Annotated in this window: 7 protein-coding genes and 1 pseudogene; all 8 read right to left on the bottom strand. The window is 70.9% G+C overall.

Annotated features, from left to right (window positions below; all coding sequences use genetic code 11):
- Window positions 1-25: 25 nt before the first annotated feature.
- Window positions 26-829 carry a thioesterase domain-containing protein gene (locus tag ACFVFH_RS16630; protein WP_383768552.1) on the bottom strand — a complete coding sequence of 268 codons (804 nt, stop codon included), beginning with the start codon at window positions 827-829 and terminating at the stop codon, window positions 26-28.
- Window positions 830-873: 44 nt separating this feature from the next.
- Window positions 874-2,058 carry a cytochrome P450 gene (locus tag ACFVFH_RS16625; RefSeq protein WP_383768549.1) on the bottom strand — a complete coding sequence of 395 codons (1,185 nt, stop codon included), beginning with the start codon at window positions 2,056-2,058 and terminating at the stop codon, window positions 874-876.
- Window positions 2,055-3,230 (bottom strand): capreomycidine synthase, encoded by a 1,176-nt coding sequence (gene vioD / locus ACFVFH_RS16620; protein ID WP_383768546.1) that lies wholly within the window; start codon window positions 3,228-3,230, stop codon window positions 2,055-2,057. The genes ACFVFH_RS16625 and vioD overlap by 4 nt, the downstream gene beginning before the upstream one ends.
- Window positions 3,227-4,255 (bottom strand): TauD/TfdA family dioxygenase, encoded by a 1,029-nt coding sequence (locus ACFVFH_RS16615; protein ID WP_383768543.1) that lies wholly within the window; start codon window positions 4,253-4,255, stop codon window positions 3,227-3,229. Before ACFVFH_RS16615 ends, vioD begins: the two co-directional genes overlap by 4 nt.
- A gap of 59 nt (window positions 4,256-4,314) precedes the next feature.
- Entirely contained in the window at window positions 4,315-5,454 is a 1,140-nt protein-coding gene (locus ACFVFH_RS16610; protein WP_383768540.1) for an aromatic ring-hydroxylating dioxygenase subunit alpha, read from the bottom strand.
- A gap of 10 nt (window positions 5,455-5,464) precedes the next feature.
- Window positions 5,465-9,028 (bottom strand): amino acid adenylation domain-containing protein, encoded by a 3,564-nt coding sequence (locus ACFVFH_RS16605; RefSeq protein ID WP_383769038.1) that lies wholly within the window; start codon window positions 9,026-9,028, stop codon window positions 5,465-5,467.
- 3 nt (window positions 9,029-9,031) lie between these two features.
- Window positions 9,032-11,770 (bottom strand): annotated as a pseudogene (locus tag ACFVFH_RS16600) (amino acid adenylation domain-containing protein); the annotation flags it as partial.
- 65 nt (window positions 11,771-11,835) lie between these two features.
- Window positions 11,836-18,333, bottom strand: coding sequence for an amino acid adenylation domain-containing protein (locus tag ACFVFH_RS16595; protein ID WP_383768537.1), 6,498 nt, complete (start codon window positions 18,331-18,333; stop codon window positions 11,836-11,838).
- Between the last annotated feature and the right edge of the window lie 175 nt (window positions 18,334-18,508).

The following is an 18,508-nucleotide window of genomic DNA, read 5'->3' as shown; positions in this document are numbered from 1 at the left end:
GCGGTTTCCTTCCGTGGGCCGGTGGTCATGCCAGGCGGGCGAGGTGCCCGGTGACGACACGCGCGATCTCCCCGGCGTGTTCGGGGTCGAGCACCGCGCGGTGTTCGCACGGCAGTTCGTGCACGTCGAGGTCGCCGCCGATGTGGGGGCGCCACTGGTCGGCGTCGGTCCGGGAGCGGCCGGGCTCCTTCGCCGCGCTCATCAGCAGTACGTCGCCGTCGTAGTGGCCGGGCCGGTGGGCGGCGATGATCTCGCAGCTGTTGGCGAAGACGTCCAGCAGCCGTGCGAGGTGGTCCTCCTCCCACCCCGCGAAGGCGCTGCCCGTCGCCCTGACGCGTTCCCAGAGCTCGGGGGGCGTCGCACGGGCGGGGTCCAGGTCCTCGATGTCCGCCCGCAGTTCGTGCAGGAACCCCGCGCGGATCGCGCCGGGGCCGCCTTCGGTGAAGCGCTCCCCGTCGCCGGGGAAGCTGTCGAGGATCGCGACCAGTCCGACCTCCTCGCCCGCCGCGTGCAGGATCCGTGCCATCTCGTGGACGGCGAATCCGCCGAGCGACCAGCCGAGCAGGTGGTACGGACCGGTGGGCCGCACCGTCCGGATCAGCCGGAGGTAGGTCACCGCCATCTCGTGCACGGAGCGCGGCAGGGCGGCACCGGGAAGCAGCCCCGGGGACTGGATCGCGTACAGCGGGTGGGCGGGCGCGAGCGCCCCGCACAGGGTGGCGTAGCACCATCCGACGCCGATGCCGGGATGGACGCAGAACAGCGGCTCGGCCGTGCCGCGGGGGCGCAGGGCCAGCAGGGTGGCGAGGCCCTCACCGGTGTCGTCCACTGCCGACTCCCTTCTGATGGTGGTGGGTTGGTGGTCGGGGTGGATCAGCGCCAGGTCAGGTCCACGGTGAGGGCGCGGTAGCCCTGGATGATGTTGGAGTGCAGCCATGACGGCTCGGTGGCGAGTGCGACGCCGTCGATCCGGTCAGCCATCGCGGAGTACAGCGAGTGGAGTTCGATGCGGGTCATCGCGGCGCCGAGGCAGTGGTGGGGGCCGTGGCCGAAGCCGAGGTGGCCGTTGCCGCGGTCGAGCCGGAACGCGTCGGGGGACGCGAAGACGGCCGGGTCGCGGTTGCAGGAGGCGAGCCACACCGCGACGGCGTCGCCCTTGCGGATCGACGCGTCACCGACCTGTGTGTCCTCGCACGCCACCCGCAGCACATGCATCGCGGGGGCGGTCCAGCGGACGGTCTCCTCGACGGCGGCCGTGATCAGGGAGCGGTCGGCGGCCAGGGCGGGCAGCAGTCCCGGGGTGACGGCGGCGGCGTGGAAGGCCCCGGTGATCGCGTGCCGGGTCGTCTCGTTGCCGCCGACCAGGACGTTGTCGCAGTTCATCACCACGTCCTCGAACGGCAGGGAGCCGTCGGCCAGCAGCGCGCTGGGCAGGTCGTCACCTGGGTGTTCGCGGCGGAAGTCGACGAGTTCGTTGAAGTACACCAGGATCTGGGTGTGGGCCTCGCCCGGTGACAGTTCGTTGCCGCCCGCGCCCGCTTCGCCGAACGCGTCCCGGGTGAGGGCGATCAGCCATTCCCGGTCGGACTCGGGGATCCCGAGGATCTCGCAGACCACGGAGGCCGGCAGCCGCGGGCCGATGTCCTTGGCCACCTGGACGGCCGGTTCGCCCTCCAGCCGGTCCAGCAGGCTGTGCGCCTCCCGGGCGACGAACTCGGCCATCGTGTCGGCCTTCAGCCGGGAGAGGAAGGGGCCGATCAGTTTGCGCAGCGCGTGGTGGCGGGCCCCGTCGGTGACCACGATCATGCGGCCGCCGGCGTGGTCGGGGTGCTCGGCGTCGAAGCCGAGCATCATGCCGTACTCGGAGGTGAACGGGCCCTTCGGGCCCAGGACCCGGCTGCCCAGCCGGTGCGAGAACACCGACCAGAAGCCGCTGGGCGTGGCGCCCGGTCCGGTCCAGGGGACGGCCTGGGCCAGCGCCAGCTCCCGCCACATCCGGAAGCGGTCGGAGCTGGTGTACAGCCCGGGGTCGGCCAGGTCCGGGGTCTCAGTGGTCATGACGTGCCTCTCTCGGGGTGGGCACCGGCCCCCGTGACGACGCCCCGGAAGACGTGCGCCAGCGCTCCGAGGCCGCGTTCCAGGACGGCGGTGTCGCAGCCGAACCCGATCCGCATCCTGTCCGGGTGGTCGAAACAGCTGCCGGGGACGACGAGAACGCCGTGCTCGGCGAGGAGCTTCTCGCAGTGCGGTTCGACATCGGCCACTCCCCGTACCCGCGGCAGTGCGACCACGCCGCCCTCCGGGAGCGCGCAGGCGAACAGGTCCTCGTTGTCGGCGAGCCACCCGGCGAAGATCTCCCGGCCCTGCCTCGCCCGACGCTGCTGCGGGGCGAGCACCGCGTCGGCGTGCTCCATCACGGCGGTGGCGATGGCCTCGCTGAGCGGTGAGGTGGACAGCGTCAGGTAGTCCCGCAGCCGCACCATGTCGTCGATCAGCGCGGGCGGGGCCACCGTCCAGCCCAGCCGGAGCCCCGGCAGGCCGTACGCCTTGGAGAGGGTCCCGAAGGAGACACAGCGCTCGATGAGCGTCGTCGGGTCGGGCAGCGGCGGGGCCGAGTAGGTGAGCATGGTGGAGGCGCCGTCCCAGAACAGGTGGCAGCCGTGCCGGTCCACGAGGTCGAGCAGCCGCCGGAATCCGGTGTCGTCGAGGGTGACACCGGTGGGGTTGTGCGGGAAGTTGACGACCACCGCGCGGGTGCGTTCGGTCAGCAGGCCGGCCAGCCGGTCCAGGTCGGGGGCGAAGCCCGCGTCGCCGTCGAGCGGCCATTCGACCAGCCGGGCGCCGAGCGCCTCCGCGATGCTCCACAGCGACTGGTAGGCGGGGCGGACCGTCACCACTTCGTCGCCGGGCCGGATCAGCGCGGACAGGGCCAGGAACATCGCCTCCGACGAGCCGTGTCCGACGGCCACCCGCTCGGGGTCGGGCACGCCGATGTGGCGGGCGATGGCCTCGCGCAGCGGTGCCGCACCGGTGGAGGGGCTGTCACGGAACGGCAGGTCGGCCAGGGCGGCCAGGTCGACTCCGGCCAGCTCCCGCAGGTCGCCCAGGGTGTAGTTCTCCACCCCGGAGCTGGAGATGTCCGTCCGGGCGTCGAAGTAGCGGTCGCGGAGCCAGTATTCGAGGCGGGCGGGCGCGATGGCGGCCAGGCCCGCGAAGTCGGGGGCCGTCATCCGATCACCCGGGCGGAACCGTCCACCCATCCGGGCCGGGTACGGCGCAGGTCCTCGACGATGTTGATCCGCTTGAGCCAGCGGTCGGCCCCCGTGTACGCGGCCCGGAAGGGCCGACGGCCGTGCACCGCGTTCCGGTTGTCGATGAACCCCATGTCCCCGGCGTGCAGAGCCAGGTCGTAGAGGCTCTTGTCGATGTGGGCGACCACGTGCTCCAGGGCGCGCTTGGCCTCCTCGTCGTCGTCCGCGGCGACGGTGTAGTCCCGGTCGATGCGCAGGACGGGCGCGTCCGCGCAGCCCTCGATGACGGCGACGGCCGGTGCCTGGCCCCGTTCGGTGCCGGTCCCTTCGTGGGCCGCGTCGGGGCGGGTGCGGAAGCGGGGCTCCGCGAGGATCCGGCCGATGTCCTCGGGTATGCGGTCCAGGTCGACGTACCCGACGGTGGTGGGGGTCAGGTCCGGGCTGCGCAGGCAGAGCAGGCCGACGTAGTCGGCGCGGGCCGGTGAGAAGGCGTCCTCGATGTGCCAGCCCAGCTCCTGCGTGCTGCTGGCGCTGATCAGGCTGTACTCGTATCCCCGGGTCGGCACCACGTCGGTGACGAGCCGCCCGCCCTGCTGGGTGGCCCAGCCGATCGGGTCGCCGAGCAGGGCCCCGTACAGCATCGCCAGGAACCCGTACGCCCGGCAGTCCTCGCGGTCGGCGTCGCGCCAGCTGTCCGGGGTCTTCCCCAGGTGTTCCTCGTCGATCACGTTGCCGCTCACCACCAGGGCGTGTTTCCGTTCGTCGAGACGCCCGGCGTTGAGGAGGCGGCGGGCGCGCCTGGGCAGGTCGTGGGAGATCACCGCGACGTCCGCCAGGAACGCCGGGTCACCGGGGTGTCCGTACTCGTCGGCGCACTGCTGCGCCAGCCGGTGTGCCTGGCCGGCTTCCTCGGGGGTGAGTGCGCAGCGGATCACGAAGCCGGGGCCGGCCCGGTCCACGTTCTCGTCGTGCGGGTGCACCGGTGGATGTGCCGTGCTGGTCATGGGGCTCCTCAAGGGGTGGCCCGCCACGCGGGATTCGGGCGGGTGGCCGCGACGGCGGCTCAGGAACGGCCGGTCAGCGTGCGCAGCATCCAGTCGTGCAACTGGTGGACCGGCAGGTCGAAATCGGTCAGCCGGGCGGGCTCGGCGAGGCCGCTCTCCAGACCGCTCTGGACGAGGGCGCAGGCTTCCATGTCCTCGACGTGGATCGCCTTCAGTCCCTCCATCGTGACCTCCAGCCGCTCGGCGAAGTCCGGGGTCTCCAGCTCCTCGGGAGGCAGCAGGAATTCCCAGGACACACGGTGCCGGGTGGTGCTCTCCGGGATGATCCGCAGCCAGAACGCCGAGCCGGGCTGGACGCCCGCGCAGAGCAGGGGGAACACCGAGAACAGGTGCATGTCCTTGGACGGGGAGCCCTCGACGTCGACGAACGACTGCATGTACAGGTAGTCGTCGCCGCAGGTCATGGACGCACAGCTCCAGGGCTCGCCGTTGTTGTCCACGGCGCGCGCGGTCTTGGCCGGAAGCAGCGGGTCGAGTGTGCCGGAGTGGGTGCCGAGGTGGTGGTAGTACTCGTTGAAGTTCTCCCACATCACCTTCCAGTTCCAGGCCGAGTCGAACTCGACGGCGGCGACGGTGACCATGTCGGCGAGCCCCCAGCCGTCCAGGACGGCGTCCAGTCCGGCCAGCGAGGGCCCGAGCGGCTCGGCGCCGCCCGCCGGGTTGACGAACAGCCAGCCCTGCCACAGCTCGTGCGGGATCTCGGTGAGCCCGCAGGCCGCCCGGTCGATCCGGGGGCCGACCAGCGGGGCGGAGAGCAGGCCGCCGTCGAGCCCGAAGGTCCAGCGGTGGTAGGGGCAGACGATCCGGGAGGTCTCGCCGGGTTCCTCGGCCAGCCGCATGGAACGGTGGGTGCACGCGTTGGGGAGGACGTGGAGCGTTCCCGTGGCGTCGGTGGTGAGCAGCAGGCTGTACCCGGCGGCCTCGGCGGGCCGGTACGTGTCGGGTCCGGGCAGCTGGTCCGCCCGGCAGACCGGGACCCAGCCGCGGCCGAACAGCTCACGCTGCTCCGTCGCGTACAGCAGGGGGCTGGTGTAGAAGTCGGCGGGCAGTCCCCGGCCGAGGGCGATCTGCTCCTGTGCGGCGAGGAGGTATTTGGGCAGCTCGGCGCCGGTGGAGGGGGTGTGCTGATGGTTGGTCATGGTCAAGACCTCATTCCTCGCGCGTCGGTCGGAGTGCCGGCCGGGTCGGCGCGGCCTCGTTGAGCCGGGTCACCAGTCCGGCCACGGTGGGTTCGGCGAACAGGGCTTGAATGCCGAGCTCGGCGCCCATCACCGCTCGCACCCGCGCGATCAGACGCGTCGCCAGCAGCGAATGCCCGCCGAGATCGAAGAAGCTGTCGTCGACCCCCACATCCGGCAGACCCAGCACCTCCGCGAACAGACCGCACAGGACCTCTTCGCGCGCCGACCTCGGCCGACCGCCCTCGCCCACCACCACCTCGGGAACGGGCAGCGCCCGCCGGTCCAGCTTCCCGTTCACCGTCAACGGCAAAGCCTCCAGCACCACGAACGCCGACGGCACCATGTACTCCGGCAACACCCCCGCCACCGTGGACCGCAACTCCGCCGGATCCAGCACCGCACCACCGTCCGGGACGACATACGCCACCAACCGGCGGTCCCCCGGCGTGTCCTCGCGCACCAGCACCGTCACCTGGCCCACACCGGGCGCGGCGGAGATCCCCGCCTCCACCTCACCCAGCTCGATACGGAACCCCCGCACCTTCACCTGGTCATCCACCCGACCCACGAACTCCAACACCCCGTCCGAAGCCCAGCGCACCAGATCCCCGGTCCGGTACATCCGCTCACCCACCCCGAACGGACACGCCACGAACCGCCCCGCCGTCAGACCCGAACGCCCCACATACCCACGCGCCAACCCCACACCGGCCACATACAGCTCACCCACCACACCCACCGGAACCGGCGACAACCCACCGTCCAGCACGAACACCCGCGCGTTTCCGACCGGGCCGCCGATGGGGATCTCACGGCGGTCGCACGTCTCACCCGGCCGCAGGTGCCAGACGGTGGAGGTGACGGTGGCCTCGGTCAGTCCGTAGACGTGGATGAGTTCGACGCCCGTCGTGCCGAAGCGCCGCAGCAGCTCCGGCTGGATGCGCTCGCCGCCGACCGCGACGAACCGCAGCGACGGCGGGACGGCGAGGTGCTGGCCGGTCGTCTCGTGCACCCACTCGTGCCAGAAGGCGGTGGTCAGCTCGACCCCGGTGACGCCGTATTCCGCGAGGCACTGGTTGAGGCCGACGACGGACGACAGCACGCCGGGGGCGGGGACCACGAGGGCGGCGCCCGCGGCGAGGGTCGGCAGCACCTCCTCCAGCAGGACGTCGAAGCCCGGGGAGGCGACCTGGAGGATCCGGTCGGCCGGGGTGAGGGCGAACTCGCCGACCATCGTGAGCGTGTAGTCCACGACCGCACGGCGGGTGAACACCACGCCCTTGGGCTGTCCGGTGGACCCGGATGTGTAGAAGACACAGGCGGATTGGTCGCCGCGGACGGAACGTGTGGGCGGTGCCGTGTCCGGCATCGCGGCGACGGCGTCCGCGAGCGTCTCCGTCGGCAGGGCCGTGCAGGCGGACCGGCCGTCGAGCACGGACTCCAGCAGCGCGGAGCGTCCGACGGCCAGCCGGACCTTCGAGTCCCGGACGATGCGGCGGAGCCGGTCCGGCGGGAGCTTCGGATCGAGCGGAAGGAAGGCGTGACCGGCCTTCAGTACCGCCAGCAGGGCCACGACCAGGTCGGTGCTCGGCTCCAGGACGAGCGCGACGGTGGAGCCGGTGCCGGAAAGCCGGGCGGCCAGGTGGTGGGCGAGGCGGTTGGCGCGGGCGTCCAGCTCGGCGTAGGTCAGGGTGGTGTCACCGGCCAGTACGGCGGGGGCGTCCGGGGTCTTCCGTGCCTGCCGCTCGAACAGCTCGGGCACATCGACGTCGGGGACGGGTACGGTCCGGCCGCCCAGCTCCGTGAGGAGTTCCCTGCGCTCGTCGGCTCCGAGGATGTCCGCGGCGAGCGGGCGACGGTCGCAGTCCGCGACCAGGGCTGCGAGCATCCGCTGTAGCCGGTCGACCAGGCGCCGGGCGCCCGCCTCGGTGAAGAGGTCGGTGGCGTACTCCAGTTCGGCGGTCATGCCGGCCGGCCGCCCGTCGGTGTCCGTCCGGGGGGAGAAGGCGAACAGCAGGTCGAAGTTGGCACCGGCCATCTCGGTGGCCGCCTCGGCCTCAAGACCGTCAAGGACGAACTGACCGTCCACGTCGTCCGCGAACGACAGCATGACTTGGAAGAGGGGGTTGTGGGCGAGGCTGCGGGTGGGGTTGAGGTGCTCCACCAGCCGGTCGAAGGGCAGGTCCTGGTGCGCGTAGGCCGCCAGATCCGCCTCCCGGACCCGGTCGATCAGCTCCGCGAACGTCGGATCACCCGACACGTCCGTCCGCAACACCAACGTATTCACGAAGAAGCCCACGAGATCGTCCAGGCCCTCGTCGGAACGCCCGGCCACCGGCGAACCCAACGCAATGTCACTACTACCACTCAGACGACTCAACAACGCCGCCAAAGCCGCCTGCACCACCATGAACACCGTGGCGTGATGACGCCGGGCAACACTCAGCAACACCTCGTGCGTACCGGCATCAACAGTGAAATCGACCGACGCCCCCGCATAACTCGACACTGCGGGCCTGGGGAGATCCGTCGGAAGATCTAACCGCTCCGGAATCCCCGCCAACGCCTCGCTCCAGAAAGCCAGCTGGGACGAGACCAGGCTCTCCGGGTCGTCTGCCGAGCCCAGCAACTCCTTCTGCCACAACGCGTAATCCGCGTACTGAACACCCAGCTCCGACCACTGCGGAGCAGTCTGCCGACACCTCGCCTCATAGGCCACGGCCAGGTCACGGCCCAGCGGACCCATCGACCAGCCATCACCCGCAATGTGATGGATCAACAACACCAGCACCGACGACTCATCACCCGTGCGCAGCAACCAGCCCCGCACCGGGATCTCCTCCGCCAGCTCGAAGCAGTGCCCCGCCAACTCCGCCACCACCGAGTCCACCTCGCCCGGCACCACATCACGCACCTCGAACCCCAACCGCACCTCGTCCACCGGCACGATCTGTTGCACCGGCTCCCCGTCCACCTCCGGAAACACCGTCCGCAGACTCTCGTGCCGACCCACCACATCACCCAGCGCCGACCCCAACGCCGCCACATCCACCGCACCCGACAACCGCAACACCAACGGCATGTTGTACGTCGAACTCGCACCCTCCAACCGGTACAAGAACCACAACCGACGCTGCGCGAACGACAACGGCAACCGCTCCGGCCGCACCCGCCGCCGACCCAGCACCACCCGCCCCTCCACCGACCCCAACCGCGACACCAACCCCGCCACCGTCGGCTCCGCGAACAACGCCTGAATACCCAGCTCAGCACCCATCACCGAACGCACCCGCGCAATCAGACGCGTCGCCAGCAACGAATGCCCACCCAGATCGAAGAAACTGTCATCGACCCCGACATCCGGCAGACCCAGCACCTCCGCGAACAGACCACACAGAATCTCCTCACGCGCCGACCTCGGCCGACCCCCCTCACCCACCACCACCTCGGGAACCGGCAACGCCCGCCGGTCCAGCTTCCCGTTCACCGTCAACGGCAAAGCCTCCAGCACCACGAACGCCGACGGCACCATGTACTCCGGCAACACCCCCGCCACCGTGGACCGCAACTCCGCCGGATCCAGCACCGCACCACCATCCGGCACGACATACGCCACCAACCGACGATCACCCGGCACGTCCTCACGGACCACCACCGTCACCTGACCGACCCCCGGCGCGGCCGAGACACCCGCCTCCACCTCACCCAGCTCGATACGGAACCCCCGCACCTTCACCTGGTCATCCACCCGACCCACGAACTCCAACACCCCACCCGAGACCCAGCGCACCAGATCCCCGGTCCGGTACATCCGCTCACCCACCCCGAACGGACACGCCACAAACCGCCCCGCCGTCAGACCCGAACGCCCCACATACCCACGCGCCAAACCCGTCCCCGTCAGGTACAGCTCACCCACCACACCCACCGGGACCGGCGACAATCCCCCATCCAGCACGAACACCCGCACGTTCCCCACCGGACCACCGACCGGAACGGTCGAAGGCACGGAGTCGGGGGTGTGGAACAGGTTGGAGGTGGCGGCGAAGGTGATCTCGGTGGGGCCGTATCCGTGCCGGACGACCGTGTCGGGGCACTTCTCCAGTACCCGGCGCGCCGAGCTGGCGGTGACCGAGTCACCCCCGGTGAAGACCTCGCGCACGGCGGCGAAGCACTCGGGACTCTCCTCGCCGAAGACCCGGAAGAGGCCGGCGGTCACGTGTACGTGCGTGAGGGCGTAGGTGTCGACGAGTTCCGTGATCAGGGCCGCGTCGACCCGTACGGTCGGCGGAGCGACCACGACGGCCGCGCCGGCGAGCAGCGGCACCCAGACCTCGTAGGTGGCGGCGTCGAAGGCGTGCGGTGAGTGGAACAGCACCCGGTCCGCCGCACCGATGTCCCAGGTGTCGATCAGGCCGAGGTCGACCACGCCGCGGTGCGGGGTCGCGACGCCCTTGGGCTCTCCGGTGGAGCCCGAGGTGTACATCACGTAGGCGAGCCGGTCCGGGTGGCGCGGGACGACCGGTGCGGTCGCCGGGTACGAGGCATCGACCGAGGGGTCGTCGACGTGGATCAGGGCGAGACCGGCCGGGCCGCTCCCGGCCCGCAGGGCGTGGCTCTCGGTGTGGGCGTCGGTCAGCAGGAGTTCCGCGGCCGTTTCCCGGAGCACGTACCGCATGCGGTCCGCCGGGTCGGACAGATGCAGCGGAACGTAGTAGCCACCGGCCTTGAGGACGGCGAGCTGGGCGACGATCAGCTCCGCTGACCGCTCCATCAGGAGAGCTACGGCGCTCTCCGGGGCAACGCCCCGCTCGACCAGGTGGTGGGCGAGGCGGTTGGCGCGGGCGTCGAGCTCGGCGTAGGTCAGGGTGGTGTCACCGGCCAGTACGGCGGGAGCGTCCGGGGTCTTCCGTGCCTGCCGCTCGATCAGGGTGACGAGGTCGGTGTCGGGGACCGTCTGGGCGGTCGCGTTGAAGCCCGCCAGCTGGTCGCGCTCGTCGGCGTCGAGGAGGTCCACCTCCAGCAGGTGCCGGTCCGGTTCCGCCGCCATGGCGCCGAGCATCCGGACCAGCCGGTCGACCAGACGCCGGGCGCCCGCCTCGGTGTACAGGTCGGTCGCGTACTCCAGGTTGCCCCGGATGCCGGCGGGCCGGTCGCCGTCGAGTCGTTCGAAGATGCCGAAGGAGAGATCGGAGCGGGCGACGCCCGGGTTGACGAAGTTGCCGTCGACATCCACCCCGGTGAAGGAGAAGCTGCCCTCGATGTCGCCGAGCGTCGTCAGCATGACTTGGAAGAGGGGGTTGTGGGCGAGGCTGCGGGTGGGGTTGAGGTGCTCCACCAGCCGGTCGAAGGGCAGGTCCTGGTGCGCGTAGGCCGCCAGATCCGCCTCCCGGACCCGGTCGATCAGCTCCGCGAACGTCGGATCACCCGACACGTCCGTCCGCAACACCAACGTATTCACGAAGGAACCCACGAGGTCGTCCAGGCCCTCGTCGGAACGCCCGGCCACCGGCGAACCCAACGCAATGTCACTACTACCGCTCAGACGACTCAACAACGCCGCCAAAGCCGCCTGCACCACCATGAACACCGTGGCGTGATGACGCCGGGCAACACTCAGCAACACCTCGTGCGTACCGGCATCAACAGTGAAATCGACCGACGCCCCCGCATAACTCGACACTGCGGGCCTGGGAAGGTCCGTCGGAAGATCCAACCGCTCCGGAATCCCCGCCAACGCCTCGCTCCAGAAAGCCAGCTGGGACGAGACCAGACTCTCCGGATCATCCGCCGAGCCCAGCAACTCCTTCTGCCACAACGCGTAATCCGCGTACTGAACACCCAGCTCCGACCACTGCGGAGCAGTCTGCCGACACCTCGCCTCATAGGCCACGGCCAGGTCACGGCCCAGCGGACCCATCGACCAGCCATCACCCGCAATGTGATGGATCAACAACACCAGCACCGACGACTCATCACCCGTACGAAGCAACCAGCCCCGCACCGGAATCTCCTCCGCCAGCTCGAAACAGTGCCCCGCCAACTCCGCCACCACCGAGTCCACCTCACCCGGCACCACATCACGCACCTCGAACCCCAACGATGCCTCGTCCACCGGCACCACCCGCTGCACCGGCTCCCCGTCCACCTCCGGAAACACCGTCCGCAGACTCTCGTGCCGACCCACCACATCACCCAGCGCCAACCCCAACGCCCCCACATCCACCACACCCGACAACCGCAACACCAACGGCATGTTGTACGTCGAGCTCGCACCCTCCAACCGGTACAAGAACCACAACCGACGCTGTGCAAACGACAACGGATACATATTCGTGCTCATGCCTTCCCTCGCATTCCACGCATCGATCGAAACGCCGGCCGGGTCGGCGCGGCCTCGTTGAGCCGGGTCACCAGTCCGGCCACGGTGGGTTCGGCGAACAGCGCCTGGATGCCGAGCTCGGCGCCCATCACCGAACGCACCCGCGCGATCAGACGCGTCGCCAGCAACGAATGCCCACCCAGATCGAAGAAGCTGTCGTCGACCCCCACATCCGGCAGACCCAGCACCTCCGCGAACAGACCGCACAGGACCTCTTCGCGCGCCGACCTCGGCCGGCCGCCCTCGCCCACGACGACCTCGGGAACGGGCAGGGCCCGCCGGTCCAGCTTCCCGTTCACCGTCAACGGCAAGGCATCCAGCACCACGAACGCCGACGGCACCATGTACTCCGGCAACGCCCCGGCCACCGTGGACCGCAACTCCGCCGGGTCCAGCACCGCACCACCGTCCGGGACCACATACGCCACCAACCGACGATCACCCGGCGTGTCCTCACGCACCAGCACCGTCACCTGGCCCACACCGGGCGCGGCCGAGACACCCGCCTCCACCTCACCCAGCTCGATACGGAACCCCCGCACCTTCACCTGGTCATCCACCCGACCCACGAACTCCAACACCCCGTCCGAAGCCCAACGCACCAGATCACCCGTCCGGTACATCCGCTCACCCACCCCGAACGGACACGCCACAAACCGCCCCGCCGTCAAACCCGAACGCCCCAAATACCCCCGCGCCAAACCCACACCGGCCACATACAACTCCCCCACCACACCCACCGGAACCGGCGACAACCCACCATCCAGCACGAACACCCGCACGTTTCCGACCGGGCCGCCGACCGGAACGGGGGCCTCGGTCCCGGTGAGCGGGGCGCTCAGGGTGGCGCAGATGGTCACCTCGGTGGGGCCGTAGCCGTTGATGAAGTGGCGCCCCGGTGCCCACCGCTGGTTGATGTGGGTCCCGCAGTTCTCGCCGACCACCGCGATGGACAGACCGTCCAGCCGGGGATCGTCGACGGGCAGTACGTCGAGGGCGCTGGGCGGGAGCGTGACATGGGTGGCGGCCGTGCGCGCCACCAGGTCGAGGAACGAGGTCGCGAAGTCCTCGGTGGACGGTGGCGGCAGTACGAGGGCCGCGCCGCAGAAGAACGCGCAGCACATGTCCCACACGGCGACGTCGAAGCTGGGCGAGGCCAGTTGCACCACCCGGCTGTGCGCGTCGATCCTCAGCGCCCGGATCACGGAGTCGATGACGCTGAAGATTCCGGTGTGGCTGACGGTGACGCCCTTGGGCTGCCCGGTGGAACCGGACGTGTAGATCAGGTAGGCCGCGTTGGCGAGCCGCAGCGGTGCCGTACGGTCGGCGTCGGTCGGGTCGGAGGCCGACAGGGTGGCCAGGTCCTCGTGCAGGGCCGGATCGGCGAGGTCCACCCGGTCCACGGCCAGGCCGCGGAACGCCTCCGGCTCCGGTGAGCGGACGAGGAGCGCGCGCGGGGCGGCGTTCTCCAGGATGTACGCGATGCGGGCGGCCGGATAGTCCAGGTCGATGGGGAGGAATGCCGCACCCGCCTTGGACACGGCCAGGGCGGCGATCACGTTGTCGGCCGATTTGGGCATCCCCAGGGCGACCACGTCCTCGGGGCCGATCCTGCGGGCGATGAGCTGGTGGGCCAGGCGGTTGGCTCGGGCGTTGAGCTCGGCGTAGGTCAGGGTGGTGTCACCGGCCAGCACGGCCGGGGCGTCCGGGGTGCGGGCGGCCTGTCGTTCGACCAGCGCCGGCAGGCTCAGGAGGGGGTCCGGCCGGTCGGTGGCGTTGAAGGCCGTCACCAGTGCGTCGCGCTCGTCGGCGCCGAGGATGTCCACGTCCTGGAGGCGCCGCTGCGGTTCCGCCGCCGTGGCGGTGAGCATCCGGACCAGCCGGTCGACCAGGCGCCGGGCGCCCGCCTCGGTGTACAGGTCGGTGGTGTATTCGAGCCAGCCGGTCAGACCGGCCGGTGCTCCGCCCTCGCTCGGCGCCTCCTCCAGCCCGAACCACAGGTCGCAGCGGGCGACCCCCGCGTTGACGAAGCCGCCGACGGCCTGGACGTCATCGAAGCCGAACTCTCCGGCCGCGTAGTTCTGGAGGGCCAGCACGACCTGGAGGAACGGACTGCGGCCACTGCTGCGGGTGGGGTTGAGGTGCTCCACCAGCCGGTCGAAGGGCAGGTCCTGGTGCGCGTAGGCCGCCAGATCCGCCTCCCGGACCCGGTCGATCAGCTCCGCGAACGTCGGATCACCCGACACGTCCGTCCGCAACACCAACGTATTCACGAAGGAACCCACGAGATCGTCCAGGCCCTCGTCGGAACGCCCGGCCACCGGTGAGCTGACCGTCACGTCGGTACCGGCTCCGAGCCGTGTGAGCAGACCGGCCAGGGCTGCCTGGATCACCATGAACACCGTGGCGTGATGACGCCGGGCAACACTCAGCAACGCCTCGTGCGTACCGGCATCCACGGTGAAGTCGACCGACGCCCCCGCATGACTGGCCACTGCGGGCCTGGGGAGGTCCGTCGGAAGGTCCAGCCGCTCCGGGACGCCTGCCAGCGCCTCGCTCCAGAAGGCGAGCTGGGACGAGACCAGGCTCTCCGGGTCGTCTGCCGAGCCCAGCAACTCCTTCTGCCACAACGCGTAATCCGCGTACTGAACACCCAGCTCCGACCACTGCGGCCCAACCCCACGACGCCTCGCCTCATAGGCCACGGCCAGGTCACGGCCCAGCGGACCCATCGACCAGCCATCACCCGCAATGTGATGGATCAACAACACCAGCACCGACGACTCATCACCCGTACGAAGCAACCAGCCCCGCACCGGGATCTCCTCCGCCAGCTCGAAGCAGTGCCCCGCCAACTCCGCCACCACCGAGTCCACCTCGCCCGGCACCACATCACGCACCTCGAACCCCAACCGCACCTCGTCCACCGGCACGATCTGTTGCACCGGCTCCCCGTCCACCTCCGGGAACACCGTCCGCAGACTCTCGTGCCGACCCACCACATCACCCAGCGCCGACCCCAACGCCCCCACATCCACCGCACCCGACAACCGCAACACCAACGGCATGTTGTACGTCGAACTCGCACCCTCCAACCGGTACAAGAACCACAACCGACGCTGCGCAAACGACAACGGCAACCGCTCCGGCCGCACCCGCCGCCGACCCAGCACCACCCGCCCCTCCACCGACCCCAACCGCGACACCAACCCCGCCACCGTCGGCTCCGCGAACAACGCCTGAATACCCAGCTCAGCACCCATCACCGAACGCACCCGCGCAATCAGACGCGTCGCCAACAACGAATGCCCACCCAGATCGAAGAAACTGTCATCCACCCCCACATCCGGCAGACCCAACACCTCCGCGAACAAACCGCACAGAATCTCCTCACGCGCCGACCTCGGCCGACCCCCCTCACCCACCACCACCTCGGGAACCGGCAACGCCCGCCGGTCCAGCTTCCCGTTCACCGTCAACGGCAAAGCCTCCAGCACCACGAACGCCGACGGCACCATGTACTCCGGCAACACCCCCGCCACCGTGGACCGCAACGCCCCGGGATCCAGCACCGCACCACCGTCCGGCACGACATACGCCACCAACCGACGATCACCCGGCGTGTCCTCACGCACCAGCACCGCCACCTGGCCCACACCGGACACCGAGGAGATCCCCGCCTCCACCTCACCCAGCTCGATACGGAACCCCCGCACCTTCACCTGGTCATCCACCCGACCCACGAACTCCAACACCCCGTCCGAAGCCCAACGCACCAGATCACCCGTCCGGTACATCCGCTCACCCACCCCGAACGGACACGCCACAAACCGCCCCGCCGTCAGACCCGAACGCCCCAAATACCCCCGCGCCAAACCCACCCCGGCCACATACAACTCCCCCACCACACCCACCGGAACCGGCGACAACCCACCATCCAGCACGAACACCCGCACATTCCCCACCGGACCACCGATGGGAGTGCGCTCGGCGGGTTCGGCCTCGGCGGTGGCCGGGTCGGGGAAGTAGGCCGTGGAGTAGACGGTGGCCTCGGTCGGTCCGTAGATGTTCGCGAACCGGGTGTTGGGCGAGACACGCCGCAGGCTGCGGACGAGGGTCCCGTTGAGTGCCTCACCGGCGATCGCCAGGAAGGGGACGTCCAGCGGCCGGCCCTGGGCGAGCAGCGCGGAGAGCGCGGAGGGGACGATGCAGGCGAGTGTCGCCTCGCTGCCGGCCGGGCGGTCCGCCAGTGCCAGGGCGTTCTCCACCAGTTCGACCCGGCCGCCGACGAGCAGCGGCACGATCGTCTCGAAGACGGAGACATCGAAGGTCAGCGCGGTGCCGGCGACGACCCGGTGCAGCCGGTCGGCGCCCAGTGTCCGTGCCGCCCACGCGGTGAGGGCCACGACGCCGGTGTGCGCGACGACGACGCCCTTGGGCTCTCCGGTGGAGCCCGAGGTGTAGATGACGTACGCGGGGTGGTCGGGGGTGAGCGGGAGGGTCCGCTCGGTCTGGTCCACCTCGGTGTCGGAGGTGCGGGCCAGCCGGTCGGCGGTCTCCGCCGCGTCGAGGTCGAGGCGGCCGAGGTCCTGCGGAAGACCGGTCACGGTGGTGTGCGTGAGGACGGTCCGCGGTCGGCTGTCGGCCGCCACCCGGGCGATGCGCTCCGGTGGGTGGCCGAGGTCGACGGGTACGTAGGCCGCGCCGGACTTCAGTACCGCCCAGACGGCTGTGAGCAGATCCTCGGTGCGCGGCAGCGCGAGCATCACCCGGTCCTCCGGGCCGATGCCCTCGGCGATCAGCAGGCGGGCGAGCCTGTTGGCTCGGGCGTTCAGCCCGGCGTAGGCCAGGGTGGTGCCGCCGGCCAGTACGGCGGGCGCGTCCGGGGTCTCCCGGACCTGGCGGGCGAGGGCGGCGGGCAGGGTCTCGGCGGTGACCGGGAGCGCGGTGGCGTTCCAGGAGTCCAGTAGCTTCCGCTCCGCCTCGGGGAGCAGGGCGAGGGTGCCGATGCGGCTGTCCGGGGCGGCGCAGGCGGCCGCCAGCAGACCGGCGTACAGGCCCGCCAGGCGCTCGGCGGTGGCGGGGTCGAAGAGATCGAGGGCGTACTCCAGTTCGCCGTGCAGGCACGGGGCCGCGCCGTCGTCGGCCGCGTCCGGGCGGTCGGTGCCGCGCTCCGCCGGGTCGCACCGGGCGCCCTCGGTGCCCGGTGCGCCGGTGTTCAGCCGCAGGCACAGGTCGAGTTCGCTGTCACCGAGGCGGAGTTGCTCGACGGGCACCGGGGTGCCGGTCAGGTCGACGGTCGGCCGTGGGCCCTCGGTCACGTCCAGCGCCACCTGGAAGAGTGGGTGGTGGGTGAGGGAGCGGACCGGGTTGACCAGTTCGGCGATCCGCTCGAACGGTGCGTGGGCGTGGTCGGCGGCCTCGTCGGCCACCCCGGCGGCGTGCCGTACGAGGTCGGCGAACGACGGGTCGTCGGTGCTGCGGGTGCGCAGCACGAGGGTGCGCCGGACGGGTCCCACCAGGTGCTGCTCGTCGGCGGTGCGGCCGGGGTCCCAGGTGCCGATGAGCACGTCGGGGTTGCCGCCGACCCGGGTGAGCAGTGCGGCCAGTGCGGCGTGGGCGACGGCCCGGGTACCGGTGCCGAGGCGGGCCGCGAGGGCGTGGACCCGGGCGGTGTCGGCGGCGGTCAGGGCGAAGGGGGCCCTGCCGGTGCGGTAGGTGGGGGTGGCCGCGAGGGCGCGGTCGCGGGGGAGTTCGGACAGCAGGGGGGCTTCGGAGAGGGCACGGGCCCAGTGGTCGAGGTCGCGGCGCAGGGGCGTGCCGGGGTCGGACGCGTCGCCGTGCGCGCGGAGGCGGTCCGTCAGGTGCCGGGGGAACTGGGCGGGCGGGGCGCCGAGGTCGGGGGCGCGGCCGGTTTCCCGGGCGCGGTAGGCGGCGGCGAGGTCGGTGGCCACCGTGTCCATCGACGGGGCGTCGCAGAGGATTCCGGGGGCCGTGAGCAGGATCAGGCGCTCGTCGGTGCCGGGGGCGAACAGGGTGACGGCCAGGGGGTGTTCGCGGGCCGGGTCGAAGCGGTGGCGCGCGGCGGCACGGACCTGCTCGGGCAGCCCGTCGGGGTCGGTGGGGTCCGGTGTGCCGAACGGTTCGCCGGTGCGGTCGGTGAAGGCGGGCCGGGCCTCGTCGTCGGCCAGCTGCCGCGGGCCGTCGTCGGTCTCGACGATGCGGGAGCGCAGCGCCTGGTGGCGCGCGGCGACGTCCGCCACCGCCGCGCGCAGCGCGCCCGGGTCCACCGGGGCGGGCACACGGAGGACGGCCGCGGTGTTGGCCACCGGCCGGGCGCCTTCGAACTGCCCCAGCACATGGACGCGGTACTGCGCGGCCGAGAGGGGGAGACTCGCGGCGGGCCCGTCGGCCGCGAAGTCCGACGCGGTCGCGGATTCGGGGGACGTCGACACGTGGCACTCCCTTGACGAGACGGGCGAGGTCGTGGATCGGAGGTACGGGCCGGGGTGGCATACCGGCCGGACGCACCGGGCCCGGATCCGGCCGGTGCTTTCACCGCGGAAATGTGCACGCGAATTCACGGTCCATGAAAAGAAAAGGAGCCGCGGGGTCGGCGGGATTCACCCG

This window comes from Streptomyces sp. NPDC057697, from assembly GCF_042799335.1.
Classification (GTDB): domain Bacteria; phylum Actinomycetota; class Actinomycetes; order Streptomycetales; family Streptomycetaceae; genus Streptomyces.
Note: the sequence above shows the minus strand (reverse complement) of the source record. Positions and strands in the feature narration are given on the sequence as shown.